Genomic DNA, 24,780 nt, shown 5'->3' with positions numbered 1-24,780 from the left:
TGATTTCCCGCCGTTATTACTTTTTACCTTCCAGGGATTTGTTTTTATCCGTTAAGACTTTCAGCAATCCCTCGACACCGCCTTTACGCACCTGGCTGTTAAAACTTCCGCGGTAATTGGTTACCAGACTGACACCGGCGACTGTCACATCATAGACTTTCCATCCATCCGGCTTTTTCTCCATGCTATAGTCAATCGGCAATGGTTCTTTTCCATTCCCCTGAATGACTACAGTCCGGACTGTTGTTTCCGTTTGATCGCCTAATTGCTTGACCGGATTGACTTTAATCGTTTCATTGCTATGACTGTTCAAGGCATTGGAATAGGTACGCACTAACAATGTGCGGAATTCATTCACCAGTTTTTGTTGTTGTTCCGGCGCTGCTGTTGACCAGTGTTGTCCCATCGCGAGCTGGGTCATACGGGTAAAATTGAAGTGCGGCAGTATTTTGGTCTCGATCAGATCGAGCATTTTTTCTTTATTGCCATTTTTTAATTCCTCGTCTTTCTGAATAATTTCCATCACTTCCTTGACCGTTTTGTCGACCAGCCGGTCAGGCGCCAGTTCAACCGACCATGCCGGGAACGCCAGTAAACTCGAAAGTGTTAATACCAATATTCCAAGAAATCTCTTCATCATGCCCTCACCAAAATTTTTAGTCATAGTTACAATACTAAACCAACAGCCGCAAAATTAACAAATATCCATTCGAATCACAAAGAATCGTCTTCGGTCGCTTTATTGAATAAAAAACGTCCGATCAATTCTTCCAGCACCATGGCTGAGTTGGTTTTCATGATTTTATCGCCATCTTTCAACATGGTCTCGTCCCCGCCTGCAGCCAATCCAATGTACTGCTCACCCAGCAAACCCGAAGTCAAAATACTGGCAAATGTATCCTTAGGAAATAGAAACCGGCTGTCCATGCTCATGGTAACCACCGCATCGTACGTTTGCGTGCTGAATTGAATATCCGTGACGCGCCCGACCACTACGCCCGCGCTCTTCACCGGCGCACGCACTTTCAAGCCGCCGATATTTTCAAAATTTCCGCTAATGACATAGCTTTGAGAAGGATTATACACATTGAGATTGCCCACTTTAAGACTCAGGATCATGAGCGCGATGACGCCCATGACCACAAACAATCCCACCCACAAATCCATCGTTGTCCGCTGCATTAACTCACTCCTCTAAACATGAAAGCGGTCAAAATAAAATCCAATCCCAAAATCACCAATGACGACGTAACCACGGTACGCGTTGTCGCGCCCGAAACGCCTTCCGCCGTCGGCGGTGCATCGTAACCTTCAAAAACCGCGATGGCCGTTACTGCCACGCCAAAATAACAACTCTTAATAAAACCGTTCATGATATCAAAGCGGAAATCCACCGCGCTTTGCATTTGCGACCAATAAGAACCTTCATCCACGCCAATGAAGACCACGGTCACGAGATAGCCGCCAAAAACACCCATGACGGAAAAAATGGCTGCCAGAAACGGCATCGAAATCACGCCGGACCAGAAGCGCGGCGCCACCACACGCGCAATCGGATCAACCGCCATCATGCCCATCGCCGTCAGTTGCTCGGTCGCTTTCATTAAACCGATTTCGGCGGTAATCGCGGAACCTGCGCGGCTGGCAAACAATAATGCAGCCACGACCGGACCCAATTCACGCACCAGCGACAATGCCACCAACGTGCCGACTGCCGATTCCGAGCCGTATTTTTGTAACGTTTCATAGCCTTGCAACCCGAGCACCATGCCGACAAAGAGTCCTGACACGACAATGATGATCAGTGACAAAACGCCGGTAAAATACAGTTCCCGTATGACGAGATTGAAACGGCGCAAGCTGGTTCCGGATTTTAACAGCACCAGGATGAAAAAACGGCTGGCGACGCCCAACCGCCACACACCTTCAATCACGCGATGGCCGATATGTCGAATACCGGATACGAGTCGGCTAGGCAAGAGCATTCTCCAGATTCAAATCCTTACGGTAGGATTGCGCCGGATAATGGAACGGCACCGGACCATCCTCTTCACCATGCACAAACTGATGCACAAACGGCGCAACGGATTCGCGCACTTCTTTCGGTGTACCTTCGGCGGCGATCACACCATCCGCGATAAGGTAAACATAATCAACAATTTTTAGCGATTCCTGCACATCATGGGTAACCACAATCGAAGTCATACCAAGCGCATCCGTCAAACGGCGGATCAGATTGCCGATTACACTCAGTGAAATCGGATCCAGTCCGGTGAACGGTTCATCGTACATAATTAGCATCGGATCCAATGCGATCGAACGCGCCAACGCGACGCGGCGCGCCATACCGCCGGACAATTCATTCGGCATCAAATGTTGCGCGCCGCGCAAACCCACAGCGTGCAGTTTCATCAGCACCAGGTCTCGAATCATCGATTCCGGTAAATTGGTATGCTCGCGCATCTGAAACGCGACATTGTCAAACACCGACAAGTCGGTAAACAGCGCACCAAACTGGAACAACATGCCCATCTTGCGGCGCAGTTTGAACAAGGCATCGCGATCCAATTCGTGCACGACTTCTCCGGCAAACTTCACATAGCCCGAAGTCGGTTGAATTGTGCCGCCAATCAAGCGGAGTAACGTGGTTTTTCCCGATCCGCTGCCGCCCATGATGGCGATCACTTTTCCGCGTTGCATCGTCATGTCGATGCCTTTCAGAATCGCGCGCGTATCGTAGGAAAAATTCAACCCGCTGATTTCAATTAAATTTTCAGATGTCATGCTGCACAGTTAAATAAACAAGGGGAAATCCGGAAGTGGCCGTTATTGCGATGATTGAATCTACTGTTGGCGCTGAAATAATCCAGAATGCATCGGTTAAATTTTCACTCAATTTTATAAAGGGCAATTTTAATCCACTTTCCTCAAGAATATTGCGCTATATTAGATTTCGCCAGGCGATTTTTTATGCTTTTTGAAATTCTGCCTGATAGTGGATTGCATAGATTACAAAATTCCCGCTGCTGAGAAAGAGAAAACACAACACAGTTTTTACCTGATGATCCCGATACTTAAATCGCATTCAGCCTAAATAACCCATGCTCCGCAGCAAATCGATCCGCCTGCTTTTTCTGCTTTTCAGTCTCGCTGCAACCTCAGCACCGGCAAGTGGGATTTACCGCAGTGTCGATGCACAAGGACGAGTCACTTATTCCGACACCCCCTCGGCCAATGCCCAACCGGTCAAAATCACCGGCCAGCCCAGCCGCCAACTGTATCAAGTTACCCGGGTGTACGATGGCGACACGATCATCCTGGAAGGCAGAAAACAAGTTCGCCTATTGGGAGTCAACACACCGGAAATCGAAAGCCGTCATCGCAGCGAAGAACCGGGCGGAGTAGCCGCAAAAAAATGGCTGCAAAATCAGCTGCGGGACAATCAGGTTTATCTGGAATTTGATCAAGTGAAGCGGGATAAGTACAAGCGTCTGCTGGCGCATGTATTTTTGCCGAATGGCAAACACGTCAATCTGGCTCTACTGGAAAGCGGTCTGGCCACGATCAGCATCATCCCGCCTAACGGCCGCTATAGCGACAAGCTGATCCAAGCGCAGCAATACGCCGAGAAACAAAAGCTCGGCATATGGTCCATGCCGGAATACCAATCCCGCCCCATCACTGAAATCGCCAATCACACCAAAGGCTGGCAGCGGTTTACCGGAACCCCGGTAGCGATCAGAAAAAGCCGTAAATTTACCCGCCTGCTCTTTAATGACAAAATCGATATCCGCGTCGCCAACAGTAATCTTAAGTTATTTCCCGAGCTTGCAACTTACGTGGGGAAACCGCTGGAAGTCCGCGGCTGGGTGGCACGCAACAAAGATCATTACACCATGCTGATTCAGCATCCGAGCGCGCTGATCGCGCGGTAATGCTGTGTGCGTTTAAACTCAATAAGTTCTGGCTTTCGGTGGAAAAGACTCAACCGTAATCGGCTTCAGCCGCACCGGTTTGTAATCCAGCCGGTTATCTTCGCTGAAAAACAATGTATGTTTTAACCATTTGACGTCATCGCGTCCGGGAAAATCGTCGCGGGCATGCGCGCCGCGGCTTTCGCGCCGGGCTTCGGCGGAAATCATGGTGGCGATCGCGACTTCTTTCAGATTATCCAATTCCAGCGCTTCGATCCGCGCGGTATTAAACACTGTGCTTTTGTCCTTAATTTCCGTTTGTCCCACGCGCTGACCGACTTCCAGAATTTTTTCCACACCCTTTTGCAGCATGTCTTCAAAACGGAAAACGCCGCAGTAGGTTTGCATTGTCTTTGCAAGCGCGGCATGCACTTGCGCGACATTCTCGCCGTCTTTCTGATTCTCCAGGCGCGTCAGGCGGTTCAAGGTTCTATCCGCGGCATTCTCCGGCAATGGCTTATGGTGCGGATGAATTTTCAAGTCTTCAATAATCTGATTGGCCGCAGCACGGCCAAATACGACCAGGTCAAGCAGCGAATTGGTGCCTAGGCGATTGGCGCCGTGCACCGATACGCAAGCACACTCGCCGACGGCGTAAAACCCTGACACGGCTTCTTCCGGACCGGTTTTATACGGCGCCACCACTTGCCCGAAATAATTGGTCGGTATGCCGCCCATCATGTAGTGCGCGGTCGGCACCACCGGAATCGGTTCGTTGATCGGATCGACATGCGCAAATTTCATCGCCAGTTCACGGATGCCGGGCAAGCGGGTTTTGATGATTTCCGCGCCCAGATGATCCAATTTCAACAGCAAATGATCGCTTTCCTCGCCGCAACCGCGCCCATCCTTCATTTCCGTCGTCATGGCGCGCGACACCACATCGCGGCTGGCGAGATCCTTGGCATGGGGAGCATAGCGTTCCATGAAACGTTCGCCTTCCTTGTTCAGTAAATAACCACCCTCCCCGCGCACGGCCTCGCTGATCAAAACACCCACGCCGTAAACACCAGTCGGGTGGAATTGCCAGAATTCCATATCCTCCAGCGGAATACCAGCTCGTGCCGCCATCCCTAAACCATCGCCGGTATTGATCAAGGCGTTGGTGCTGGCTTGAAAAATCCGCCCGCCACCGCCGGTGGCAAATAAAGTGGCCCGGGCTTGCAGGATCGAAACTTCACCGGTTTCCATTTCCAGCGCAGTGACGCCAAGCACGTCGCCTTGTTCGTCGCGAATCAGATCCAACGCCATCCATTCGACAAAAAACTGGGTATTGGCGCTGACATTGCGTTGATACAGCGTGTGCAATAGCGCATGACCGGTACGATCCGCCGCCGCACAGGAACGCGTTGCTTGCGCGCCGCCGAAATTTTGTGATTGTCCACCGAACGGGCGTTGATAAATCTTGCCGTTCTCCAGCCGGTCGAACGGCATACCGAAATGCTCCAGCTCATATACGACTTCATTGGCCTGGCGACACATGAATTCGATGGCATCCTGATCGCCCAGGTAATCGGAGCCTTTGACGGTATCGTACATGTGCCAATGCCAATGGTCTTCCGTTACATTTCCCAAAGCTGCGGCAATCCCGCCTTGCGCCGAAACGGTATGCGAACGGGTGGGAAAAACTTTGGATAGCACCGCCACTTTCAATCCGGCTTCGGATAACTGCAACGCCGCGCGCATCCCGGCACCGCCAGCACCTACGATGACCACATCAAATTTTCTTTTGGTTATTGCCACATCAACTCCACAATATTTCTGTAGCCCATATCAGATAAAACAGCAAAGCGGTGATGACGGCAATTTGCACGGTCAGGCGGATCGCCGTGGCATGTACATAGTCCATCAGGATATTGCGCATGCCGACCCAGGCATGCCAGAACAGACAAATGAAAAAAACCAAGGTGGCGATGCGCAACCCTTCATGGCTGAATACAGCTTTCCAAGCGGCATAATCCTGCGGCGCGGCAACCAGCAAAACCGCCGTCAGCACGATGAGGTAAATTACCATCAGCACGGCTGTCACACGTTGCGCCAGCCAGTCCTTCAGGCCATAGTGCGCGCCCGTCACGGCCAGTTTCGATGGCCTCACCATAGCTGCCACCCGATCAGTGCCGTCAACAAAAATCCGGCCGCCAGCACCAGCTTGCTGCTGGTACGCGCATGTGCCAATTGAATACCGATTTGCAGATCCAACAAGACATGGCGGATACCAGCGCACAGATGATGCAGAAAAAACCACAGAGGAAGCAACAGTGCAAGTTTAATCATCGGATCGCGCACATATTCCTGCGCAACCTCAAAACTTTGCGGCGATTGCAGCAGCATTTGCAAACCGCACAGCAGTAAAGGAATACCGGGAAAAAACAGCAATGCACCGCTGATTCGATGCAGAATGGAAACCACAGCCGGCAAAGGCTGTTTTATTTTTAGGAGATTCAAATGCTTGGGGCGTTTATTTTGCAATTTCGCTTCCATGCGGGAGATTCTAAAGTAGAAAATTCAGTCGCCTAAATTCGATTTAAGCACCCATTGCCGGAGCCAAGTTTAGTCTGTTATACCACATGATACAAGCCATAACCAATGAAAAACCCGGGCGCAGGCAACCGGGCTTCAACACCGATAAAGACTATTGCTAGGATTTATGATTTGCTGCTACGATCATCCAGACTGTTATCGTCCACGCTATGGATAATACAAAAACGATCAAGTAGTTGTTCACTTGTCAGAACTAGGAAAGCATTGATTAATTCATTTTTGTCATGCTGAACACAGTGAGGAATCTTTGCGAATCAACAGTATAGATTTCTCGCCACGCTCGAAATGACAATTATTCAGAGCCCTCTTAGCATTATTTCCTACGACGCACCATGAAACCAAGCAATCCTAAACCTGCCAGCAACATGATGTAGGTTTCTGGTTCGGGAATAGGAAGAGGTGTACCAAACGAAAGTAAAAATGCTTGTTCCGTGCCATTATGCCATCCCCACCCAACTATCTGTTCATTGTCGTTGATTGCTTGAGCGTGAAGTTCAGTCCATCCGGCTGCCACGACCGGAGCCAATAGTGAAAGATCGGTCATTACACCGCCGCTAAAGAGGAAAGCATGATTGCTGCCATTGTTAGTTAAAGCCCAACCCACTACCTGCCCGGAATCGTTTATCCCAGTAGCACCGCTCTGATTTCCACCTAGAGTACCCAGGTCGGTCATCCCTACACCGTTTGCACCCGTAATGAAAGCATGAGCGTAGCCGTCGTCGTTAGTGTCAGCATTCCCCACCACCTGCCCGGAATCGTTGATACCATAAGCATGGCTAAATGATCCACCTAAAGTGCCCAGATCAGTCATGCCGACACCGTTAGCGCCTGTGATGAATGCATGCATGTGGCCGCGCTCAACATCAGTCCACCCAACCACCTGCCCGGAATCGTTGATGCTATAAGCGATGCTAGTTGATCCACTTAAAGTGCCCAGATCGGTCATCCCGACACCGTTCGCGCCCGTGATGAAAGCGTGAGTTCCGACGCTCTTAACATCAGTCCACCCCGCCACTTGCCCGGAATCGTTGATGCCATAAGCGCTAGATGATCCGCCTAAAGTGCCCAGATCGGTCATGCCGACACCATTAGCGCCAGTAATGAAAGCGTGAGTGCCGTCATCCTTAATCTCAGCCCAACCCACCACCTGCCCAGAATCGTTGATGCCATAAGCTATGCTAGATAATCCACTTAGAGTGCCCAGGATGTTGATGCCTACACCGTTCGCACCCGTGAGGAAAGCATGATTGCTGCCATCGATAATACTAGTCCTAGTCGATCCCACCACCTGCCCGGAATTGTTGATATCGTTAGGGTAAGCGATTGCCCTGTCTAACCCCATAATTGACCAACCTGCACTTGACGTAAATGGAAATGAGACTGCAGAAATACCAACGAGAAATATTGTAATGCGTTTAAGTTTTGAGCAGTTATTGTTCATGATTTTCCTTAGTGTTTGATGTCAGAATTAATCTCGTAACGCTATGGAAAGCCCATATTACTGTTCACATAACTTTACGATGCCAGCTATCAAGACTAAGATCATGAATTCATGTTGTATATAGGTAATATCCTTATTTTCCAGATAGGCGACTACATTTCTGAGGACTATGGTGGCGGCGAGCCGTGATTCTTCCAATGGCAACGTTGCTACTTGGCTGGCGACATACAAGCTGAGTAGTCTTTTCAGGTTGTATGCGCCTTAGGGAAGCGCTGATTAGCTCATTTTTGTCATTCCGAACACAGTGAGGAATCTTTGCGAATCAACATGACAGATTTCTCGTTATGCTCGAAATGACAATTATTCAGAAACTCCTTAGCTGACACAATATGCCAAGCATGTGCTCTGGCGAACCTGCGTGTAATGCAAAACCTTACTGCCAAACCAGCAGATTGAATTGCTCAACCAAACATCCATAGAATTTGTAACAATCAAAATAAAGCGTAAATTCGATTTTTATATAAATTCTATCCAGAATAACCAAACAAGAATCGTATTAGAATTCGAGCTATCGGAAACAAAAAACGCCCCATTTCTTATGACTTGATCCGACGATTATCCAGGCTGTATCCCCCTGCGCCATGCACAGCCAGTAGTATGAATCCGCCGGTTATCGCAATATTCTTCAGGAACATGATCATCTGCATTTGATCCGATAAATTGCTGTGAAAAATTGCCGCGGCCGCCAACGTAAATGCAGCCAGCGCAATCGATACCCATCGGGTCTGCCATCCCGCCACAATCGCCAGACCGCCACCTATTTCAAGCGCTATCACCAGCGGCAGCAGCATGCCCGGCACACCCATCGCTTCCATATAACCCTGCGTGCCTTCATAGCCGCTGATTTTAAAAAATCCGGATAGTAAAAAAATTTGCCCCAGAAAGACACGCGCTACGAATTGACTGATTTTTTCCATGCTGATCTCCTTAAAAGTGTTATTGATTGCGTTTAATCCATGCACGATCACGCACAAAATTGTTGGACTGAAAATCTTGCATCGCCTGATCGATTTGTTCCCGGGTATTCATGACAAACGGACCATACCGCGCCACCGGTTCACCAATCGGCCTGCCGCTGACAACCAGCAGGCGCGCGCCCTTTTTCCCGGCAGCGAAGTCAAATGAACCATCATCCCCACCCAGTGACGCCCATGAATGCAACGGCACGCGTTGCTCACCCAACTGTCCATCGCCTTCAAAGACATAGAGAAAGCTATTGTTCCCCGCTGGCAGGCGGTGTTGAAAATGCTTGCCGGGTTGCGCTCGCACGTCATAATAAGACACTCCGGTCAGCTCATCCGTAATCGGCGCATTCGTACCGGCAAAGCGGCCGATTAAAACTTTCACCGTATAATCTTGCGTTTTCACCACAGGAAAAGCTTCCGCAGGATATTCCTGATATTCCGGATGATCCATCTTATGCGCTGCGGGCAGATTGATCCACAACTGGAATCCACGCATTAAGCCATTCTTCTGCTTCGGCATTTCCGAGTGGATAATGCCGCTGGCGGCTTTCATCCATTGCGCGGAACCGGGACCCAAATCACCGCTATTGCCCATGTTGTCCTGATGCTCCATATGACCGTCGACCATATAGGTAAATGTGGTAAATCCGCGGTGCGGATGGGATGGAAAACCCGCCTTATAATCTTCCGGTTTATCGCTACTGATGTGATCCAACAGCAAAAACGGATCGTAATCGCGCAGCACCGGGGATCCAATCGTGCGGTATACGGTCACTCCGGCTCCTTCCGGCACGGCCACTGCCGGGATTATTCGTACAGAATTCACTACTGTATCCATGACTTTCTCCTTTATTGTGATTCATCGTTGTGATCGGCTGACAGGGAGCATTATCATCGTTGTCATAATAAGAATAAACAACCATAATGAGAAATGATTGTTCTGTTATAAACAACAATGAGACACTCTGATGGATCGATATGAGAATATGAATGCTTTCGTGCGCGTCGTCGAAGCGGGCGGCATCAGCGCCGCTGCCGATCGCATGGATGTAGCGAAATCGGTGGTTAGCCGCCGCTTGAAGGAACTGGAAGAACACCTCGGCGTGGAATTGTTTCACCGCACCACCCGGCAAATGAATCTAACCGATAGCGGACGTGCTTTTTATCAGCAATCGGTACGCATTCTGGCCGACATCCTCGAAGCCGAGCACGCCACCTCGCAATTTCATGGTGCATTAAAAGGCAGCTTGAAAGTAGCGGTGCCACTGAGCTTTGGTTTGATGCACCTGGGACCCGCCATTAACGAGTTCTTGCAAACCCATCCGGAAATCGAATTCGACCTGGATTTCAACGACCGCCATGTGGACTTACTGGCCGATGGTTTTGACCTTGCCATCCGCATCGCCAGCTTGCCCGATTCAAGCCTGATCGCGCGCCGCCTGGCTCCCATTCAAGCCGTCATGTGCGCAAGCCCGGCTTACCTCGAACGCATGGGCGAACCGGAATCGCCGGAAGCGCTCATTAAACACCGCTGCCTGGTGTATAACCTGATCAGCAACATCGACAACTGGAACATATTCGATGCCACAGGGCAATTAACCAAAACCCGCATCACGCCTTACCTGAAAGCCAGCAATGGCGAATTTCTTCGCGATGCCGCCGTCGGCGGACTGGGCATCGTGCTAATGCCGTCCTTTATCGTATACCGGGAAATCGAGCGCGGCGCATTGGTGCCGCTATTGACTGAATATCACTACTCACAACTTGCCGCATACGCCATTTATCCGCAAACCCGCCATCTCTCGCAACGGGTCAGGGCATTCGTCGATTTTCTGGTTAAGCGGTTCGAGGGAATGCCTTATTGGGATTTGTGCTTGAAAAATGTGAAAAACATTTCTTGAATAGAACGGAGCTGGGGACATTAACCCCAGTGCGATGTAATGGTAGAACTTAGAATCGATGCGTAATCGGGCGACAGAATGATTTCTCCCAGGTCAGGTAAAGCAAAATCTGCCATCGCATTGACCAGATCACCCACCTGCCGGTCTCGTAACGTCACGACCATCGGAGGTTTTAAATCGTTCGATGTGATTAGCGGATCCGAGGTACCAATCATTGATCACTACTTTATCCGTTGTCCCTATAACACTCGCTTCCAAATTATTACCTGCTCGCTGAAACCATATCTGATCCGCGCTAATGCCGGGGAGAAATCGCACGATATCGAAATTACCCGGCGCAGAGTCATGGTCGATCAAAGTATCCATGCCATAATTCCGTCCAAAGATATAGACATCGTTACCGCCTAAGCCGTTAAGTGTATCGTTACCGGTACCTTCAGCCAACATATCGGAACCTGATGTACCGTTGCTCGTCATACCCAAGTCACCGATATCGATAGTAAAAATATCCGCAGCGATCAGATTACCAGTATCTTTTGCAGTCACCAGCGCGTTCAGCAAATCGACAAAATTCCTGTACCGCCCCTGAATGTAAGGGTTTCCCGGTAAAAACTAAGCCACGATGGCAATAGACTGCCATCAACCAATATGGCACTATAGGTAAACATATGACTATCATCCGGATAGGCGTATATGCCTGTTTTTGAGTCCATGCTGTAACTGAAGACATCTCTTTTAGTTGCTTTCTGATCTGAAAGCGCAACTAATGCTCGGACACTTTGGTACTTTCCAGTTTTTGATTTCATTTTTTAAAGAATTTGAAGTTTAATAGAAAAATTATGATTGACTATGAGAATGACATTTTCGTAAGTTATAGGCGGTCCGACATAGATTGGGTACGATGGACGCGCGAGAATTTCGTACGAGCGTTGACCGCGCTGCTGCGCGTTCGATTAGGTAACGTTAAGGTCTTCATTGATGAAACGATTGAAGATGGTGCATCATGGCCAAATCATCTTGCCATGAGCCTCTCGCGGTCTCGTATCATGGTTGCGGTGCTTAGTCGAGACTATTTCCAAAGCGATTGGTGTCGACTAGAACTTGCACTGATGAATCATCGAGAGAAAGAAGGTAATTTTCGAAATGCCTCGAACCCTTGGGGATTAATTATTCCTGTCGTGATCGACGATGGTAACTGTTTTCCACCAGAAGTGCAGGCAATGCAAGGAGAGTCACTTTACGCATTCGCAAACCCTTTCATGCGGCCGGATAGCCCAAGGCAGGAAGAACTAGCTGACGTTCTCAGAAACAAATTGTGCGCTTCGATTGAAAAAGCATTGACCTCAGTACCCCCTTTTGATTCTGCTTGGGAGCAGATCGCACACGAGCAATTCGAAGGTCTTTTTAGAATTCAAATTCAATCTCAAAAAACTGTTCCTTCTCTAGTTCTTCCAATTTAATGAGCCGAATCATCACATTCTATTCGTATAAGGGAGGCGTTGGTCGAACCTTTGCACTCGCAAATATTGCGGTGTTGCTCGCTAAGCGAGGAAAGCGTGTGCTTCTGATGGATTGAGATTTGGAAGCTCCTGGCTTGCATCGCTATTTCAAGCCTTACTTGCAACATCCAGTGCCTGGATTTGAAGGATTGATCCATTTTCTTGAAAAAGCAGAGGGCAATCAGGCAGTTTCATGGGAATCGTATATCACAAAAATAGAAATTTCCGACCACGAACCGATCCACCTCATAACAAGCGGCGATCAATCGACCGACTATGTCGAGCGAGTTCGCAACTTTTCCTGGAATACTTTCTTTGATAAACACGCAGGTGGCGACCTTCTGAATCGGTGGAGGAATGAATGGAAAGAAAACTATGAATTTGTGCTCATAGACAGCCGAACTGGAATTACAGATACAGGTGGAGTGTGTACGATTTACTTGCCGGATATCTTGGTTCTCGTTTTCTCGGCGAACGAACAGAGTTTTGAGCGTGGTGTGCAAGTTGCAAACGGCGTTCAAAGTGCAAGACGTTATTTATCAATTCCACGACCTCCGCTAGCAGTGCTTCCCCTTCCCGGCCGTTTCGATGGACGAGATGAAGTCAATGAGGCACAGTTTTGGCTCGACAGATTCGCTGAAGAACTAAAACCATTTTATGACGATTGGCTGCCAATAGAACTCAAACCTCGCCAGATTCTTGAACTAACGAAAATTCCTTACATCACGAAATTTAGCTTTGGAGAACCGCTTCCAGTCATCACGCAGGGAGTTTCCGATCCAGAATTTCCTGGTTTTTATTTGGAAAACATTGCTAGATTGCTAGTAAGTGATTTTCGGGATGCCAAGCAAATTGTTTTACCGGAAAGCGTTGATCGAGGTATTGGCAGCATTGCAGAGTTGCGTTCGCTGCTTGCATCAGTGCCAATTGACGAACTGGCTATTGCGCATACTTTGGAGGGCATAGAAAGCGAACTTGGAGATTTGAACCAGCTTTCTGAATTGCTGACAGAAGCGGGAGTTTCTCTTTTGAGGCAGCAGCGGTTCATTTCGGCAGAATCATACTTTCGAAAGGCACTAGAGATGAGTGTCAACATTCTTGGTCCGAATAATCCAGCAGCTCGATCAAGCATGAATCATCTTGGTGAACTGCTGATGACTACGGGACGTCTGGACGAGGCTGAGATCCTATATCGGCAGATTGTTGAAACGGACTCTGACTCAGACCTCCCTGCTAAAATGGCAAGCTACACCAATCTGGCAAATGTTTGTCGCCAAATGGGACGCCTGGATGAGTCTTTGGGTTGGTATCGGCGGGCACTTGAGTTCGCAGAATTGGTTGGACATCCTAGTGATTCCGCCGTACTGGCAGTCTACAATAACCTAGCCGGAGTTTGCCGCGAAATGGGACGAGACGAGGAGGCTGTTCGCTGGTATGAGCAAGCCCTGCAATTGGCAGAGATGCCTGACCGTCCCAGTGATCCTTCAGTGTTGGCAATTTACAATAATCTAGCCGGAATTTACCGCGAAATGGGACGTTGGGAAGATGCCGTTTGTTGGTATGAACGAGCCTTAAAAATAACGGAGATGAACCGCCCTCCTAGTGATTCTGCCAGACTCGCAACCTACAATAATCTTGCCGGAGTTTTTCGCGAGATGGGACGGCGGAACGATGCCGTTCACTGGTACGAGCGAGCCTTGAAATTGACTGAGATGACCCGGCGTCCCGGTGATTCCGCAATTATAAAGACCTACAATAATCTGGCTGGAGTTTTTCGCGAGATGGGGCGTCTGGACGACGCAATTCACTACTATGAGCGAGCCTTGAAAATATCCGAATCCGCCCCACGTGTGAATAAAGGTGCTGTCCTACCGACCTACAATGATTTGGCTGATCTCTACAGGGAGATGGGACGAAGTGACGAAGCAATTCGATGGCATGAGCGTGCACTTGATGTAGCAATAGAAGTCTTTGGATCGGAAGCTGCTCAAACCGCCACACAGATCAATAACCTAGCTGACATCTTGGTTGATGAGCGGCGCGTTGAAAAAGCCGAAGTACTCCTACGCCGCGCTCTCGATAACCTTCACCCAAGCTTGCGGGAAGATAGTCCAATCGCCACACGAATCAGAGGAAGTTTAGCACGTATACTTCAAGAGAGCGGTCGAAGAGAAGAAGCTGCAGAAGTTTCTGGTAAGGGTAGGTTCGATGTTTTTATTTCTTACAGCTACAATGACGGAACGATCGTTAGGTCACTTGTCGAAAAACTCACAGAAAGGGGTATCCGGGTATGGTTTGATCAATGGGAACTGCGTCCCGGCAATCTAATACATCAAGTTCTCGAGGATGCAATCGCTTCCTCCACATCATTCCTTATCTGTATTGGACGAGCGTGGCAAGGAGGATTTGGAATAGAGGATGAGACTATGGCGATGTTGCGGAATCGAATGATGCACAACCAAAAAGTTATACCTATACTGCTGCCTGGCACAGAACCTGTACTTCTTCCTAATTTCTTGCGCCAATACCAGCTTCTGGATTTGCGCGATGGCCTCTCGGACAATAACCTAAATGTTTTATTAAGTTCGATTACACCTAGGAGAAAACGACAATAGTTTTTTTTCGACAAACCAGCATCAGCAAACACCGTTGCGGATAAGTCTGTAGCTGCATCCTTGAATTGGTCAACTATGTTGTAGCTATCGGCAAATGTGCGAGCTTGGTTATCGGAAAATTCTGCATTCTATAGATTTTCTATAGCCGGGCGACCGATTTCCAAACTCTTCGCATAAGCAGCCAAAGCCAGTTCAGCTTGCTTGAAATAAGCAAAAAAATTATTCACTTCCTATCCCTCCTCAGTTTTTGATAAAAATTTTTTTCATCAAATAATTAAAACCTTCATTCGCAGGGCACATAAACGACGAAGGCTGCCAAGGGCCGGGCATATCCCCGCCAATTCGTGAGTAACTGATTGAGTCACCAAGCAATCCACCATCGGATCGTCGATATATTTGGGAACGATATTGCCTCAATTCCGGATTTCCTTTAATAAGATAGACCGTGGATGATTCGTAGTAATACTCATCCTCAGGCTTGACATTTTTCTTGTACGGAATTGATATCTGCCCATATTGATCAAATCGCTCTGCCGGTAATTTCACCGTCTCATACACCTTAATTCCACCATCAATCGCACAAAGCCGCTTTACTTCTCTATCCAGTCTGGCTTTCTCCGTAAAAAAAGTGGCGTAAACGATGAGTGAAGCGAACAAAAACAAGCTGATTCTTTTTATGTGGAAGGCTTTCATTGATGTACGGCAAGTGCTACCGCATCCTTCCCCAAACTGGTGCAGTAAGTCACCTGTGACGCAGGGAGTGCCGGTCATTTTTCAATATCCGGCAGGATTTACATGGGAGCAATGAAGTTCTAATCATCCACAACGCCCTGCCCCGGAAACAGCACATCGGTAAACCCGAAATGCCGGAAATCGTTGATGCGCATCGGGTAGAGAATTCCCTGCAGATGATCGCATTCATGCTGCACCACGCGTGCATGGAAACCGCTGACGCTGCGGTCAATCGCTTTACCGTATTGGTCCACGCCGTGATAGCGCAAACGCGAGTAGCGCGGCACCATGCCGCGCATGCCGGGCACGCTGAGGCAGCCTTCCCAATCGTCCTCCTTGTCGTCGGAGAGCGGTGTGAGCTGCGGATTGATCAGAACGGTGAAAGGCACCTCTTCCGCGCGCGGGTAGCGGAGATTCTGGTCAAAACCGAAAATTACCACCTGCAAGCTCACGCCAATCTGCGGTGCGGCTAAGCCAGCGCCGTTGAGATAAGCCATGGTGTCTTGCATATCTTGAATTAATTCGTGCAATTCGGCAGTATCGAATCGTTCGACGGGCTTGGCAACTTGCAGCAATACCGGATCGCCCATTTTCAGTACGGATCTAATGGCCATGGCAGTTCACCACATGTTCCAGAATGTTTCTGACACGCACCATCGCTTGTTCCAGCACGGCATAAATCTCTTTAAGCGGAATACTGTCCGCATTGGCGCCCCGTCCGGCGGCTTGGTTGGCGACGACCGCGAGCGTGGCGTAACTTAGACCTAACTCCCTGGCCAGCGCCGTTTCCGGCATGCCGGTCATGCCGACGATATCCGCGCCGTCGCGTTCCAGCCGGTTGATTTCCGCGGCGGTTTCGAGCCGAGGCCCTTGCGTTGCGGCATAGACGCCGCCGTCGAATATGGCTTCATAAGCATCGCTAGCCGCTCGCAGCAGCAATGCGCGTGTTTGCTGATTGTACGGCTGAGTAAAATCAATATGTGTCACCGGTTGATCCTTCCCTTCAAAAAAAGTGAAATTGCGTCCATAGGTATAATCGATAATCTGATTGGGCACCACCAGCTTGCCCGGCGTCAGATCGGCACGGATACCGCCCACCGACGCCACGGAAATCACGTGCGCCGGTTTCAGGGAATGCAGCGCCCATAAATTCGCCCGGTAATTGATCGCATGCGGCGGTATCGTGTGACCGTGGCCATGCCGTGCCAGAAAAACAATATCCTCGCCATGCAGCTTACCGAATGTCAGCGGCCCGGAAGGCTCGCCATACGGGGTACGTATGATTTGCCGGTGAGAAATTTCGAGGCAGGATAATTGCGTCAATCCGCTGCCACCAATTATTGCAAGCATAGCTTCCCCTTTCAGTTTTTCACTGCATAAATCGCTGGCAGATTCCGCCATGCGCCGCGGATATCCATACCAAAACCGAACACATACCGGTCCGGCACCGTCAATCCGGTAAAATCGGCTTTGATCGGTTTGGTTTTGCCTGTTTCTTTCTCGGCAAACACTGCGCTGTAAAATGCTTTCGCGCCATTCTCCAACACCTTGGCGCGGATAGCGGCCAGTGTAATGCCTTCATCGAGAATATCGTCCAGCACCAGAATGACGCGATCCTTGACACTTTCCCTGGGCTCCACCCGCCAGTAAATTTCTCCACCCTGCATCTCTTTGCCGTAACGCGTCAGATGCACATAATCAAAGTCCAGTGGAAACCGCAGTTGCGGCAGCAGTTGTCCGGTAAATATCACCGCTCCGCCCAGCATGCACAAAACCAGCGGCTGCTGATGCGACAACACGCGCGTGATGTCCGCTGCCATGCGCTGCACCGTTAGCGTGACGGTTTGTTCGGAATGAATTAATTCCGCCGTGTTAAGAATTTGTTCCAGTTGCTGGTAAGTTTGCATGAAAGATTTTGGGCCTTGGTTTGAATAATATCGCGTTTTTAATGAGATATTATAGCGCCGTACTGAAAGCTTCAAATACTTCCACTTCAATCCATGCAGGTAAAAATTCTTACATGCAAAATTTTTTTATGCTTAAATGAAAGTACTTCATTGAAAGGAGTAACTCACCATGAATAAATTTATCGTTGAATGCATTGGCACTTTCTTTTTAGTTCTCACCATAGGCTTGACGGTAATACCGGGCAGCGCCGGTGTCATCGCGCCTCTCGCCATCGGTTCCGTGTTAATGGTTTTGGTTTACGCGGGAGGACATATTTCCGGCGCGCACTATAATCCGGCTGTCACTTTGGCGGTGCTCATACGCGGAAAATGCACCATGGCTGACGTGCCGGTGTACCTCACCGCGCAAATTTTAGGTGCGGTCGCAGGCGCACTGACTGCACAATTCCTGGTGGGCTCAGGTACTGCCGCCGCAACCATCGATGTGACCAAATCGCTGATTGCCGAATTTTTGTTCACGTTTGCATTGGCGTATGTGGTACTCAATGTCGCCACGGCGAAGGGAACCAGCGGCAATTCCTTTTATGGTTTGGCCATTGGCTTTGTGGTCATGGCGGGCGCATTTTCCGTGGGCGGAATTTCCGGTGGCGCGTTTAACCCAGCGGTTGCCATTGCCGCACCATTGATGGGTTTAATGGATTGGAACAATATCTGGATTCATATTTCTGCTGACTTTGCCGGTGGCGCATTGGCAGCGATTGTCTTTAATATGCTCAACCCCGATGATAAATAAAATGCAGATCTTCACAACAAAATACCTGGCGATCGGAATTACCGTTTTACTCGCAAGTCTTGTTTTTTCGCAACGCAATGTCCATGCCTCCGATTACCCGGTCTTTCGCGATGGAAAGCTCATCATTCCTCGTGTTGATACCGATGCACAACCGGGTAACTTTCAGAACGCGGAGTTACAGTTTGAAAGTTCCACCAACAGCTGGAAACTCAACAAGTTTGTCGAAACTAAAATTATTCCCGGCCCTGCAACCTATGATGAAAAAATCGAAGCCATCATTGTAGATTCATCACCGGTCCAGGTTTTTCTCAAAATCACCGGACAATTTTCAAATGGTTGCGGGTACTTTCAGCAGATTAATCAGGCACTCAAGGACAATACCTTTGAAATTATTCTTCATGTCGGGCCTAATCCATCTCCACCCGAATTGATGTGCACAATGGCACTTGTATCGTACGAAAAAATCATCCCTCTCGAAGTCTACGGACTTCCGGCTGGAACTTATGGGTATAGTGTCAATGGCATCCCTGCCGGAACATTCACGTTAACCAAAAATAACACGCTGTAAATCAAAGAATAAAATGGCAACTTTGTTGTCATTTTATTCTCATGGCGACGGTGATGGATTATTTCAGCAACGCTTCTAATCCATCCTGATCCAGAATCGTCACGCTCAAACTGACAGCTTTGTCGTATTTACTGCCGGGATCGGCTCCAACGACGACATAATCGGTTTTTTTGGAAACACTGCCGCTGACTTTTCCGCCCAGCGCTTCGATTTTTTCCTTGGCATCTTCGCGGCTCATGGTCGGCAAAGTGCCCGTCAACACAAACGTTTTGCCGCTTAATGCTGCTGCCAAGCCGTTTTGCGCGGATTTACCTTCGTGCTCTTCCCAATGCACGCCGCAGGCGCGCAGTTGTTCAATGACTTCGCGGTTATGCGCCTCGGCAAAAAAATCCACAATACTCTGCGCCACCACCGGACCGATATCGGGAATTTGCTGCAAGCATTCGCTATCCGCTTCGATCAACCGGTCCAGACTACCCAAATACTTGGCCAGATCTTTCGCCGTCGCTTCGCCGACATTGCGGATGCCGAGCGCATAGATAAATCTGGCCAGTGTGGTGTGTTTGCTTTTCTCAATCGCTCGCAGAATATTCCCGGCTGATTTCTCCGCCATGCGTTCCAGACTGGCCAATGCGGCCAATCCCAATTTATACAGATCCGCCGGTGTGCGGATAATGGCATTATCGACCATCTGGTCGATCAGTTTGTCCCCTAATCCTTCAATATCCAGCGCGCGGCGCGACGCGAAATGCAAAATCGCCTGTTTGCGTTGCGCCGGACAGAATAAACCGCCAGTGCAACGCGCGACCGCTTCATCCGGCAAGCGTACCGCTTTCGCGCCGCACACTGGACAATGCTCCGGCATGGTAAATACCAAAGCGCCGGGCGGACGTTTTTCCGCTACCACCGAAACCACCTCCGGAATCACATCACCGGCGCGGCGCACGATAACGGTATCACCGATGCGTACATCCTTGCGTTCGATCTCGTCAGCGTTGTGCAAGGTAGCATTGGTCACGGTCACACCGCCGACAAATACCGGTTGCAACCGCGCAACCGGCGTTAAGGCGCCGGTTCTACCGACTTGCACATCGATATCAAGCAATTGCGTGATCGCTTCCTGCGCCGGGAATTTGTGCGCGATGGCGAAGCGCGGCGCTCGTGACACAAAACCGAGTTTCTCTTGGAATGCCAATGAATTGACTTTATACACGACGCCATCGATGTCGTATGGCAAAGCATCACGCTTAGCGCCAATCGTTTGATAGTAATCCAGCAATCCGTCTAATCTCGCCACTATCCGGCATTCCTGAGATACCGGAAAATGCAAAGTGGAAAGATATTGCAGCATCCGATAATGCGTATCCCGCGGCAAATCCGCATCGTCACATTGCCCGATGCCATACGCGAAAAAAGTAAGATGCCGGGTCGCCGTTATGCCGGGATCCAACTGACGCAACGAACCTGCGGCGGCGTTGCGCGGATTGGCGAATTCCTTCTCGCCTTTGGCCAATTGCTGCTGATTCAGCCGCTGAAAATCTTTTTTCAACATTAACACTTCGCCGCGCACTTCCAGCAAAGCGGGCGGATGAACCAGCGGCAATCTTAAGGGAATTGACCGGATCGTCCTCAGGTTCAGCGTAATATCTTCACCGGTATAGCCATCGCCACGCGTTGCGCCGGTTTTAAAATCACCATTTTCATAACGCAAACTGACCGCCAGTCCGTCGAATTTCGGTTCCGCGGTATACTCGATACAATCAACAGTTAAAGGATCGAGATCTAGCCATGCAACCTGCGAGGTTTCTAGTGCCAAGCCAGCGCGCACACGCCGGTCAAAGGCCTCGACTTCGCTATCGTCAAACGCATTACTCAATGACAACATCGGAATAGCATGTGTGATTTGCGCGAACGCTTTGAGCGGTGCCGTGCCCACCCGTTGCGTCGGTGAATCGGGGGTAATCAGTTGCGGATAGTCCTGCTCGATTTGCTGTAATTCACGCAGTAATCGATCGTATTCCGCATCGGGAATAGATGGATTATCGAGCACATAATAACGGTAATTATGCAGCTCGATCTCCGCACGCAATGCCTGTGCGCGCTGATTTATTTTCTGAATGTTTTCATGCATGGCCAAAGTATAACCAATCGGGCAAAACGCGGTTTCAGTAATTTATGAAAAATCCTTTATACTGCACACTCCATCGAAAAATTCCTTTACCAAATCCCAATGTCTCAAGAAACGACACGCGACATGAGCAACAATAAATTAAAAATCCGTATTCAGATTCAGCAACCGCCACAAGCCATCGAAGAGATTTATCCCGAACCGGAAGTCACTTACGAAGAAACGCTGGACTGGAACAAAATCGCCATCGCAGCCGCATTGCTGCTAGCCATTCTCGGTTTGACCGGTTATTTACTCTTTTCCAGCGGCGGCACTGAGAAAACCGCCGATGAGACCATTGCGTCCGGCCACACCGCCGTTGCAGTTTCCGGACAGGCCGTTTCCCCGGAAAAAACCGCGGCGGAATCCGCCACAACCAACAATACCGCCGGAACACAACCGGGCGAATCGATCAGCGTGCAGAAACCCCTGGTGAAACCAGCCGAGCCCGGTACAAAACACGTTGCCGCCAAATCGGTTCCAATACCCGCAAAAAAACCGCAGCGGATCGCATCCGGTAACGCCGGAAAAACGGCGCCGAAAACGGCTGTACAAGCAAAACCACAGCAACCATCCGATCATGCCGAAGTTATCCGTGCGCAATTAAGTCACGCGATAGACGCACGTGAGCCGGTCGATTCGATTGACACTGTACAACTGCAACCGGGTGAATCCAAACCGATTCATTTTTATCTGCATTTAAAAAATATGCGGGGAAAGAAAATCCGTATCGACTGGTATTACAATGACAAACTGGATTCAAAGTTAAACTTGCAGGTGCACAACAACAATTGGCGCACGCATGCCAGCAAGCAACTGGATCAACGGCGGCTGGGCGAATGGCGCGTTGAATTAGTCGATGAATCCGGAAATCCATTGGCAACCCGGAAATTCACCGTCACCGAACAGTAAAACGCGCTTACATCCCACCGCATGCACTAAAGGATTTACCCATGAAATTTTGCAGTCATTGTAGTGCCACCGTTGAGTTGATCATACCCGAAGGCGATTCACTGCCGCGCTATGTATGCACGACGTGCAAGGTCATTCACTATCAGAACCCCAAAATGGTGGTCGGGTGCATTCCGGAATGGGAAGATAAAATTTTGTTGTGCCGCCGCGCCATTGAACCGCGCTTGGGCTGGTGGACCCTACCGGCCGGTTTTATGGAAAATAATGAAACGCTGGAACAAGCCGCCGCACGCGAAACGCTGGAAGAAGCCAATGCACGGGTAGAAATCGGCGATTTGTATGCTGTTTACAGCCTGCCGCATATCAGCCAAGTTTATATCTTATTCCGCGCACGATTGCTGGATCTCGATTTCAAACCCGGCATTGAAAGCCTGGAAGTCAAACTGGTCTCCGAACACGAAGTTCCTTGGGACGAGATGGCGTTTCGCGTCATTCATGACCCCTTAAAGCAATATTTTAAGGAACGCAGCCAAGGAAAATTGGGGTTTCACATGGGTGTCATCGACAAACCATCCAGCAGCTCCTGAGCAAGGTCATTGTTTCTTCGCTCATAAATTCGAAGGTTTTAGATTCCCGGATGGCAAGCTATAATGTTTATTTTTTGCAGACTCCAGACTCTTATGAAGCATTTATTCGTTCTATTGCTAGTATGCCTCACCGTCTCGTCAGTACCTGCCCAATCACAAGATATTTCCATCTCTGCTAAAGCTTACTTACTGTCGGATTTCCAGACCGGTCAGGTGTTGGCCGGTCAAAATGCGGATGAGCGCATCGAGCCCGCCTCGTTAACAAAACTCATGACCGCGTACGTGGTGTTTTCCGCGATCAAACAAAAGCAGATTGCCTTGGATCAGCCGGTTCCGGTGTCTGAAAGCGCTTGGCGTATGATCGGCTCGCGCATGTTTATTCAACCCAACAAACAGGTTACCGTGGAAGAATTGATCCGCGGCATGATTGTGCAATCCGGCAACGACGCTTGTATCGCATTGGCGGAAGTGGTTGCAGGATCGGAAGCCAGCTTCGCCAATCTGATGAATAAAGAAGCGGGCCGATTGGGTATGAAAAACACGCATTTTACCAATTCAACCGGTTTGCCCGATCCGGAGCACTACACCACGGCACATGATCTGACATTGCTGGCAACGGCCATCATCCGCGATTTTCCCGAGTTCTATCCGCACTATTCACAAAAAGAATATACCTACAATAATATTACGCAACCGAACAGAAACCGGTTGTTATGGATCGATCCGCATGTGGACGGCATGAAAACCGGATGGACCAAAACCGCCGGTTATTGTTTAATCACTTCGGCGATTCGCGATAAACGGCGGCTCATATCGGTGGTGATCGGCGCGAAATCCGCCAATGCGCGCAGCATCGAAAGCCAGCGCCTACTCAATTACGGCTTCCAATTCTACGACACGCTGCACTTATACAAAAAGAACGATTCGCTGACCACCATCCATCTATGGAAAGGCACACAAAACGAATTGAAAGCCGGATTCGACCGGGATGTTTATTTCACCCTTCCTAAAGGTCAGGGCGATAAACTCAAGGCCACCATGGAATACAAGCAACCATTGATCGCACCGGTGCAATTGGGACAGGAAGTCGGCACGGTAAAATTCACACTGGATGACAAAACCGTTGAAACCTATCCATTGGTCGCTCTGGAGAAAGTCGATACCGCGAACTTCATCGGCCGTGCTTGGGATAGTGTAAAATTACTCTTTAATTAATCCAGTCTTAACACATCATAGAAGGTTCGCATGATATATCTGAACGGTAAGTTTATGCCCATTGAAGAAGCATGCATCCCCGTGCTGGATCGCGGTTTTATCTTTGGCGATGGCATCTATGAAGTCATCCCGGCTTATTCGCGCAAACCCTTCCGCCTCCCTAAACATCTCAAGCGGCTACAACACAGCCTGGATGGCATCCGCTTGAAAAATCCGTTCAGCAACGACGAATGGAAAAACTTGTTGGAACAAGTCATCGCCAAAAATGAGGGAGAAGATCAATATCTCTACTTGCACATCACGCGTGGAGTCGCCAAACGGGATCATGCGTTTCCGGTCAATGTACCGCCTACTGTGTTCATCATGAGCAACCCGTTGCTACCACCGCCTGCGGAACTGCTGGCCAGCGGTGCTTCGGCCATTACCGCGATCGATAACCGCTGGATACGCTGCGATGTCAAAGCGATTTCATTATTACCGAATGTGCTACTGCGGCAATTGGCGGTGGATGTCCATGCGCTTGAAACGATCCTGATTCGCGACGGTTTCCTCACCGAAGGCGCCGCCAGTAATATTTTTGTCGTTAAAAACGGCGTACTGCTGGCTCCTCCAAAAAGTAATCTGATGCTGCCCGGCATTACCTACGATGTGGTGCTTGAATTGGCAGCAGCGAATAAAATACCGCACGAAATCCGCGAAATTTCGGAAGCGGAAGTCCGCACGGCGGATGAGATTCTATTGACATCGTCGACCAAAGAAATCATGCCGATCGCGTCGCTGGACAATCAACCGGTAGGACAGGGAAAACCGGGGCCGCTGTTTACCCGCTTGCACGCGCTGTACCAGGACTATAAAGCCACCAATATGCGCGGCCATTCCTGCGGTTGCTCGAATTCATAACCG

At 49.4% G+C, this 24,780-nt stretch carries 27 protein-coding genes; 11 read left to right on the top strand and 16 right to left on the bottom strand.

Going from position 1 to position 24,780, the window contains the following annotated elements; genetic code table 11:
* Positions 1 to 16: 16 nt before the first annotated feature.
* The 4 genes from R2083_RS06480 to R2083_RS06465 form a co-directional block, all read right to left on the bottom strand.
* A complete protein-coding gene (locus R2083_RS06480; RefSeq protein WP_317538980.1) occupies positions 17 to 637 on the bottom strand; it encodes an ABC transporter substrate-binding protein in 621 nt (206 codons plus the stop codon).
* Between the two features lie 77 nt (positions 638 to 714).
* A complete protein-coding gene (gene mlaD / locus R2083_RS06475; protein WP_317537923.1) occupies positions 715 to 1,182 on the bottom strand; it encodes an outer membrane lipid asymmetry maintenance protein MlaD in 468 nt (155 codons plus the stop codon).
* The gene (mlaE, locus tag R2083_RS06470; RefSeq protein WP_317537922.1) at positions 1,182 to 1,979 is read right to left on the bottom strand and encodes a lipid asymmetry maintenance ABC transporter permease subunit MlaE; all 798 of its coding nucleotides are present in this window, start codon (positions 1,977 to 1,979) and stop codon (positions 1,182 to 1,184) included. Before mlaE ends, mlaD begins: the two co-directional genes overlap by 1 nt.
* On the bottom strand, positions 1,972 to 2,784 hold the full coding sequence (locus R2083_RS06465) for an ABC transporter ATP-binding protein (RefSeq protein WP_317537921.1): 813 nt from the start codon (positions 2,782 to 2,784) through the stop codon (positions 1,972 to 1,974). Before R2083_RS06465 ends, mlaE begins: the two co-directional genes overlap by 8 nt.
* A 317-nt stretch (positions 2,785 to 3,101) precedes the next feature.
* On the opposite strand from R2083_RS06465, the gene R2083_RS06460 reads away from it, so the two are divergent.
* Positions 3,102 to 3,935: a thermonuclease family protein gene (locus R2083_RS06460; RefSeq protein WP_317537920.1), complete on the top strand. Its 834-nt coding sequence runs from the start codon at positions 3,102 to 3,104 to the stop codon at positions 3,933 to 3,935.
* A gap of 18 nt (positions 3,936 to 3,953) precedes the next feature.
* Here the strand turns inward: R2083_RS06460 and sdhA are convergent, their stop codons facing one another.
* The 6 genes from sdhA to R2083_RS06430 all read right to left on the bottom strand — a co-directional run bounded on the left by sdhA (position 3,954) and on the right by R2083_RS06430 (position 9,819).
* A complete protein-coding gene (gene sdhA, locus R2083_RS06455; protein ID WP_317537919.1) occupies positions 3,954 to 5,717 on the bottom strand; it encodes a succinate dehydrogenase flavoprotein subunit in 1,764 nt (587 codons plus the stop codon).
* A gap of 1 nt (position 5,718) precedes the next feature.
* Positions 5,719 to 6,072 (bottom strand): succinate dehydrogenase, hydrophobic membrane anchor protein, encoded by a 354-nt coding sequence (gene sdhD, locus R2083_RS06450; RefSeq protein WP_317537918.1) that lies wholly within the window; start codon positions 6,070 to 6,072, stop codon positions 5,719 to 5,721.
* Complete coding sequence (sdhC, locus tag R2083_RS06445; RefSeq protein ID WP_317537917.1) at positions 6,066 to 6,455, bottom strand: succinate dehydrogenase, cytochrome b556 subunit; 390 nt, start codon at positions 6,453 to 6,455, stop codon at positions 6,066 to 6,068. The genes sdhD and sdhC overlap by 7 nt, the downstream gene beginning before the upstream one ends.
* Before the next feature lie 373 nt (positions 6,456 to 6,828).
* Positions 6,829 to 7,857, bottom strand: coding sequence for a PEP-CTERM sorting domain-containing protein (locus tag R2083_RS06440; RefSeq protein ID WP_317537916.1), 1,029 nt, complete (start codon positions 7,855 to 7,857; stop codon positions 6,829 to 6,831).
* Positions 7,858 to 8,552: 695 nt separating this feature from the next.
* Positions 8,553 to 8,933 carry a DoxX family protein gene (locus tag R2083_RS06435; RefSeq protein ID WP_317537915.1) on the bottom strand — a complete coding sequence of 127 codons (381 nt, stop codon included), beginning with the start codon at positions 8,931 to 8,933 and terminating at the stop codon, positions 8,553 to 8,555.
* Positions 8,934 to 8,952: 19 nt separating this feature from the next.
* Positions 8,953 to 9,819 (bottom strand): pirin family protein, encoded by an 867-nt coding sequence (locus R2083_RS06430; protein WP_317537914.1) that lies wholly within the window; start codon positions 9,817 to 9,819, stop codon positions 8,953 to 8,955.
* Positions 9,820 to 9,949: 130 nt separating this feature from the next.
* Between R2083_RS06430 and R2083_RS06425 the strand changes: the two genes are divergently transcribed.
* Positions 9,950 to 10,882, top strand: a complete 933-nt coding sequence (locus R2083_RS06425; protein ID WP_317537913.1) for a LysR family transcriptional regulator — start codon at positions 9,950 to 9,952, stop codon at positions 10,880 to 10,882.
* Positions 10,883 to 11,011: 129 nt separating this feature from the next.
* Here the strand turns inward: R2083_RS06425 and R2083_RS06420 are convergent, their stop codons facing one another.
* Complete coding sequence (locus R2083_RS06420; RefSeq protein WP_317537912.1) at positions 11,012 to 11,443, bottom strand: calcium-binding protein; 432 nt, start codon at positions 11,441 to 11,443, stop codon at positions 11,012 to 11,014.
* A gap of 278 nt (positions 11,444 to 11,721) precedes the next feature.
* Between R2083_RS06420 and R2083_RS06415 the strand changes: the two genes are divergently transcribed.
* Genes R2083_RS06415 through R2083_RS06410 form a run of 3 tightly spaced genes read left to right on the top strand, consistent with a single transcriptional unit; the run spans position 11,722 to position 14,996 of the window.
* Positions 11,722 to 12,342: a toll/interleukin-1 receptor domain-containing protein gene (locus tag R2083_RS06415; RefSeq protein ID WP_317537911.1), complete on the top strand. Its 621-nt coding sequence runs from the start codon at positions 11,722 to 11,724 to the stop codon at positions 12,340 to 12,342.
* The gene (locus R2083_RS15390; protein ID WP_411172456.1) at positions 12,342 to 12,458 is read left to right on the top strand and encodes a ParA family protein; all 117 of its coding nucleotides are present in this window, start codon (positions 12,342 to 12,344) and stop codon (positions 12,456 to 12,458) included. The genes R2083_RS06415 and R2083_RS15390 overlap by 1 nt, the downstream gene beginning before the upstream one ends.
* A gap of 3 nt (positions 12,459 to 12,461) precedes the next feature.
* Positions 12,462 to 14,996, top strand: a complete 2,535-nt coding sequence (locus R2083_RS06410) for a tetratricopeptide repeat protein (protein WP_317537910.1) — start codon at positions 12,462 to 12,464, stop codon at positions 14,994 to 14,996.
* Positions 14,997 to 15,236: 240 nt separating this feature from the next.
* Here R2083_RS06410 and R2083_RS06405 read toward each other — a convergent pair whose 3' ends face one another.
* Genes R2083_RS06405 through R2083_RS06390 form a run of 4 tightly spaced genes read right to left on the bottom strand, consistent with a single transcriptional unit; the run spans position 15,237 to position 17,635 of the window.
* Positions 15,237 to 15,767 carry a hypothetical protein gene (locus R2083_RS06405; protein ID WP_317537909.1) on the bottom strand — a complete coding sequence of 177 codons (531 nt, stop codon included), beginning with the start codon at positions 15,765 to 15,767 and terminating at the stop codon, positions 15,237 to 15,239.
* Between the two features lie 41 nt (positions 15,768 to 15,808).
* Complete coding sequence (gene def, locus R2083_RS06400) at positions 15,809 to 16,342, bottom strand: peptide deformylase (protein WP_317537908.1); 534 nt, start codon at positions 16,340 to 16,342, stop codon at positions 15,809 to 15,811.
* Entirely contained in the window at positions 16,332 to 17,078 is a 747-nt protein-coding gene (locus R2083_RS06395; protein WP_317530854.1) for an S-methyl-5'-thioinosine phosphorylase, read from the bottom strand. Before R2083_RS06395 ends, def begins: the two co-directional genes overlap by 11 nt.
* An 11-nt stretch (positions 17,079 to 17,089) precedes the next feature.
* The gene (locus tag R2083_RS06390; RefSeq protein ID WP_317530855.1) at positions 17,090 to 17,635 is read right to left on the bottom strand and encodes a hypoxanthine-guanine phosphoribosyltransferase; all 546 of its coding nucleotides are present in this window, start codon (positions 17,633 to 17,635) and stop codon (positions 17,090 to 17,092) included.
* 169 nt (positions 17,636 to 17,804) lie between these two features.
* On the opposite strand from R2083_RS06390, the gene R2083_RS06385 reads away from it, so the two are divergent.
* Positions 17,805 to 18,428, top strand: coding sequence for an MIP/aquaporin family protein (locus tag R2083_RS06385; protein ID WP_317537907.1), 624 nt, complete (start codon positions 17,805 to 17,807; stop codon positions 18,426 to 18,428).
* A gap of 1 nt (position 18,429) precedes the next feature.
* Positions 18,430 to 18,996, top strand: coding sequence for a hypothetical protein (locus tag R2083_RS06380; RefSeq protein ID WP_317537906.1), 567 nt, complete (start codon positions 18,430 to 18,432; stop codon positions 18,994 to 18,996).
* 58 nt (positions 18,997 to 19,054) lie between these two features.
* On the opposite strand, the gene ligA is transcribed toward R2083_RS06380, so the two are convergent.
* Positions 19,055 to 21,127, bottom strand: coding sequence for an NAD-dependent DNA ligase LigA (gene ligA / locus R2083_RS06375; protein ID WP_317537905.1), 2,073 nt, complete (start codon positions 21,125 to 21,127; stop codon positions 19,055 to 19,057).
* 99 nt (positions 21,128 to 21,226) lie between these two features.
* Here ligA and R2083_RS06370 point away from each other — a divergent pair, with 99 nt between their 5' ends.
* The 4 genes from R2083_RS06370 (at position 21,227) to R2083_RS06355 (ending at position 24,777) form a co-directional block, all read left to right on the top strand.
* Positions 21,227 to 22,075: a DUF2914 domain-containing protein gene (locus R2083_RS06370; protein WP_317530859.1), complete on the top strand. Its 849-nt coding sequence runs from the start codon at positions 21,227 to 21,229 to the stop codon at positions 22,073 to 22,075.
* Positions 22,076 to 22,116: 41 nt separating this feature from the next.
* A complete protein-coding gene (locus R2083_RS06365) occupies positions 22,117 to 22,662 on the top strand; it encodes an NUDIX hydrolase (protein ID WP_317530860.1) in 546 nt (181 codons plus the stop codon).
* Positions 22,663 to 22,755: 93 nt separating this feature from the next.
* Positions 22,756 to 23,877 carry a D-alanyl-D-alanine carboxypeptidase family protein gene (locus tag R2083_RS06360; RefSeq protein WP_317530861.1) on the top strand — a complete coding sequence of 374 codons (1,122 nt, stop codon included), beginning with the start codon at positions 22,756 to 22,758 and terminating at the stop codon, positions 23,875 to 23,877.
* Between the two features lie 30 nt (positions 23,878 to 23,907).
* Positions 23,908 to 24,777: a D-amino acid aminotransferase gene (locus R2083_RS06355; protein ID WP_317537904.1), complete on the top strand. Its 870-nt coding sequence runs from the start codon at positions 23,908 to 23,910 to the stop codon at positions 24,775 to 24,777.
* Positions 24,778 to 24,780 lie beyond the last annotated feature (3 nt).

Origin of the sequence: Nitrosomonas sp. Is35, from assembly GCF_033063295.1 — a bacterium.
GTDB lineage: Bacteria > Pseudomonadota > Gammaproteobacteria > Burkholderiales > Nitrosomonadaceae > Nitrosomonas.
Note: the sequence above shows the minus strand (reverse complement) of the source record. Positions and strands in the feature narration are given on the sequence as shown.

What these genes read in the sequence shown, in the direction of transcription:
- R2083_RS06480 (WP_317538980.1), bottom strand. Translation starts at nt 637, where the DNA reads ATGAAGAGATTTCTTGGAATATTGGTATTAACACTTTCGAGTTTACTG.
- mlaD (WP_317537923.1), bottom strand. Translation starts at nt 1,182, where the DNA reads ATGCAGCGGACAACGATGGATTTGTGGGTGGGATTGTTTGTGGTCATG.
- R2083_RS06465 (WP_317537921.1), bottom strand. Translation starts at nt 2,784, where the DNA reads ATGACATCTGAAAATTTAATTGAAATCAGCGGGTTGAATTTTTCCTAC.
- R2083_RS06460 (WP_317537920.1), top strand. Translation starts at nt 3,102, where the DNA reads ATGCTCCGCAGCAAATCGATCCGCCTGCTTTTTCTGCTTTTCAGTCTC.
- sdhD (WP_317537918.1), bottom strand. Translation starts at nt 6,072, where the DNA reads ATGGTGAGGCCATCGAAACTGGCCGTGACGGGCGCGCACTATGGCCTG.
- sdhC (WP_317537917.1), bottom strand. Translation starts at nt 6,455, where the DNA reads ATGGAAGCGAAATTGCAAAATAAACGCCCCAAGCATTTGAATCTCCTA.
- R2083_RS06440 (WP_317537916.1), bottom strand. Translation starts at nt 7,857, where the DNA reads ATGGGGTTAGACAGGGCAATCGCTTACCCTAACGATATCAACAATTCC.
- R2083_RS06435 (WP_317537915.1), bottom strand. Translation starts at nt 8,933, where the DNA reads ATGGAAAAAATCAGTCAATTCGTAGCGCGTGTCTTTCTGGGGCAAATT.
- R2083_RS06430 (WP_317537914.1), bottom strand. Translation starts at nt 9,819, where the DNA reads ATGGATACAGTAGTGAATTCTGTACGAATAATCCCGGCAGTGGCCGTG.
- R2083_RS06425 (WP_317537913.1), top strand. Translation starts at nt 9,950, where the DNA reads ATGGATCGATATGAGAATATGAATGCTTTCGTGCGCGTCGTCGAAGCG.
- R2083_RS06415 (WP_317537911.1), top strand. Translation starts at nt 11,722, where the DNA reads ATGATTGACTATGAGAATGACATTTTCGTAAGTTATAGGCGGTCCGAC.
- R2083_RS15390 (WP_411172456.1), top strand. Translation starts at nt 12,342, where the DNA reads ATGAGCCGAATCATCACATTCTATTCGTATAAGGGAGGCGTTGGTCGA.
- R2083_RS06405 (WP_317537909.1), bottom strand. Translation starts at nt 15,767, where the DNA reads ATGACCGGCACTCCCTGCGTCACAGGTGACTTACTGCACCAGTTTGGG.
- def (WP_317537908.1), bottom strand. Translation starts at nt 16,342, where the DNA reads ATGGCCATTAGATCCGTACTGAAAATGGGCGATCCGGTATTGCTGCAA.
- R2083_RS06395 (WP_317530854.1), bottom strand. Translation starts at nt 17,078, where the DNA reads ATGCTTGCAATAATTGGTGGCAGCGGATTGACGCAATTATCCTGCCTC.
- R2083_RS06390 (WP_317530855.1), bottom strand. Translation starts at nt 17,635, where the DNA reads ATGCAAACTTACCAGCAACTGGAACAAATTCTTAACACGGCGGAATTA.
- R2083_RS06385 (WP_317537907.1), top strand. Translation starts at nt 17,805, where the DNA reads ATGAATAAATTTATCGTTGAATGCATTGGCACTTTCTTTTTAGTTCTC.
- R2083_RS06380 (WP_317537906.1), top strand. Translation starts at nt 18,430, where the DNA reads ATGCAGATCTTCACAACAAAATACCTGGCGATCGGAATTACCGTTTTA.
- ligA (WP_317537905.1), bottom strand. Translation starts at nt 21,127, where the DNA reads ATGCATGAAAACATTCAGAAAATAAATCAGCGCGCACAGGCATTGCGT.
- R2083_RS06370 (WP_317530859.1), top strand. Translation starts at nt 21,227, where the DNA reads ATGTCTCAAGAAACGACACGCGACATGAGCAACAATAAATTAAAAATC.
- R2083_RS06365 (WP_317530860.1), top strand. Translation starts at nt 22,117, where the DNA reads ATGAAATTTTGCAGTCATTGTAGTGCCACCGTTGAGTTGATCATACCC.
- R2083_RS06360 (WP_317530861.1), top strand. Translation starts at nt 22,756, where the DNA reads ATGAAGCATTTATTCGTTCTATTGCTAGTATGCCTCACCGTCTCGTCA.
- R2083_RS06355 (WP_317537904.1), top strand. Translation starts at nt 23,908, where the DNA reads ATGATATATCTGAACGGTAAGTTTATGCCCATTGAAGAAGCATGCATC.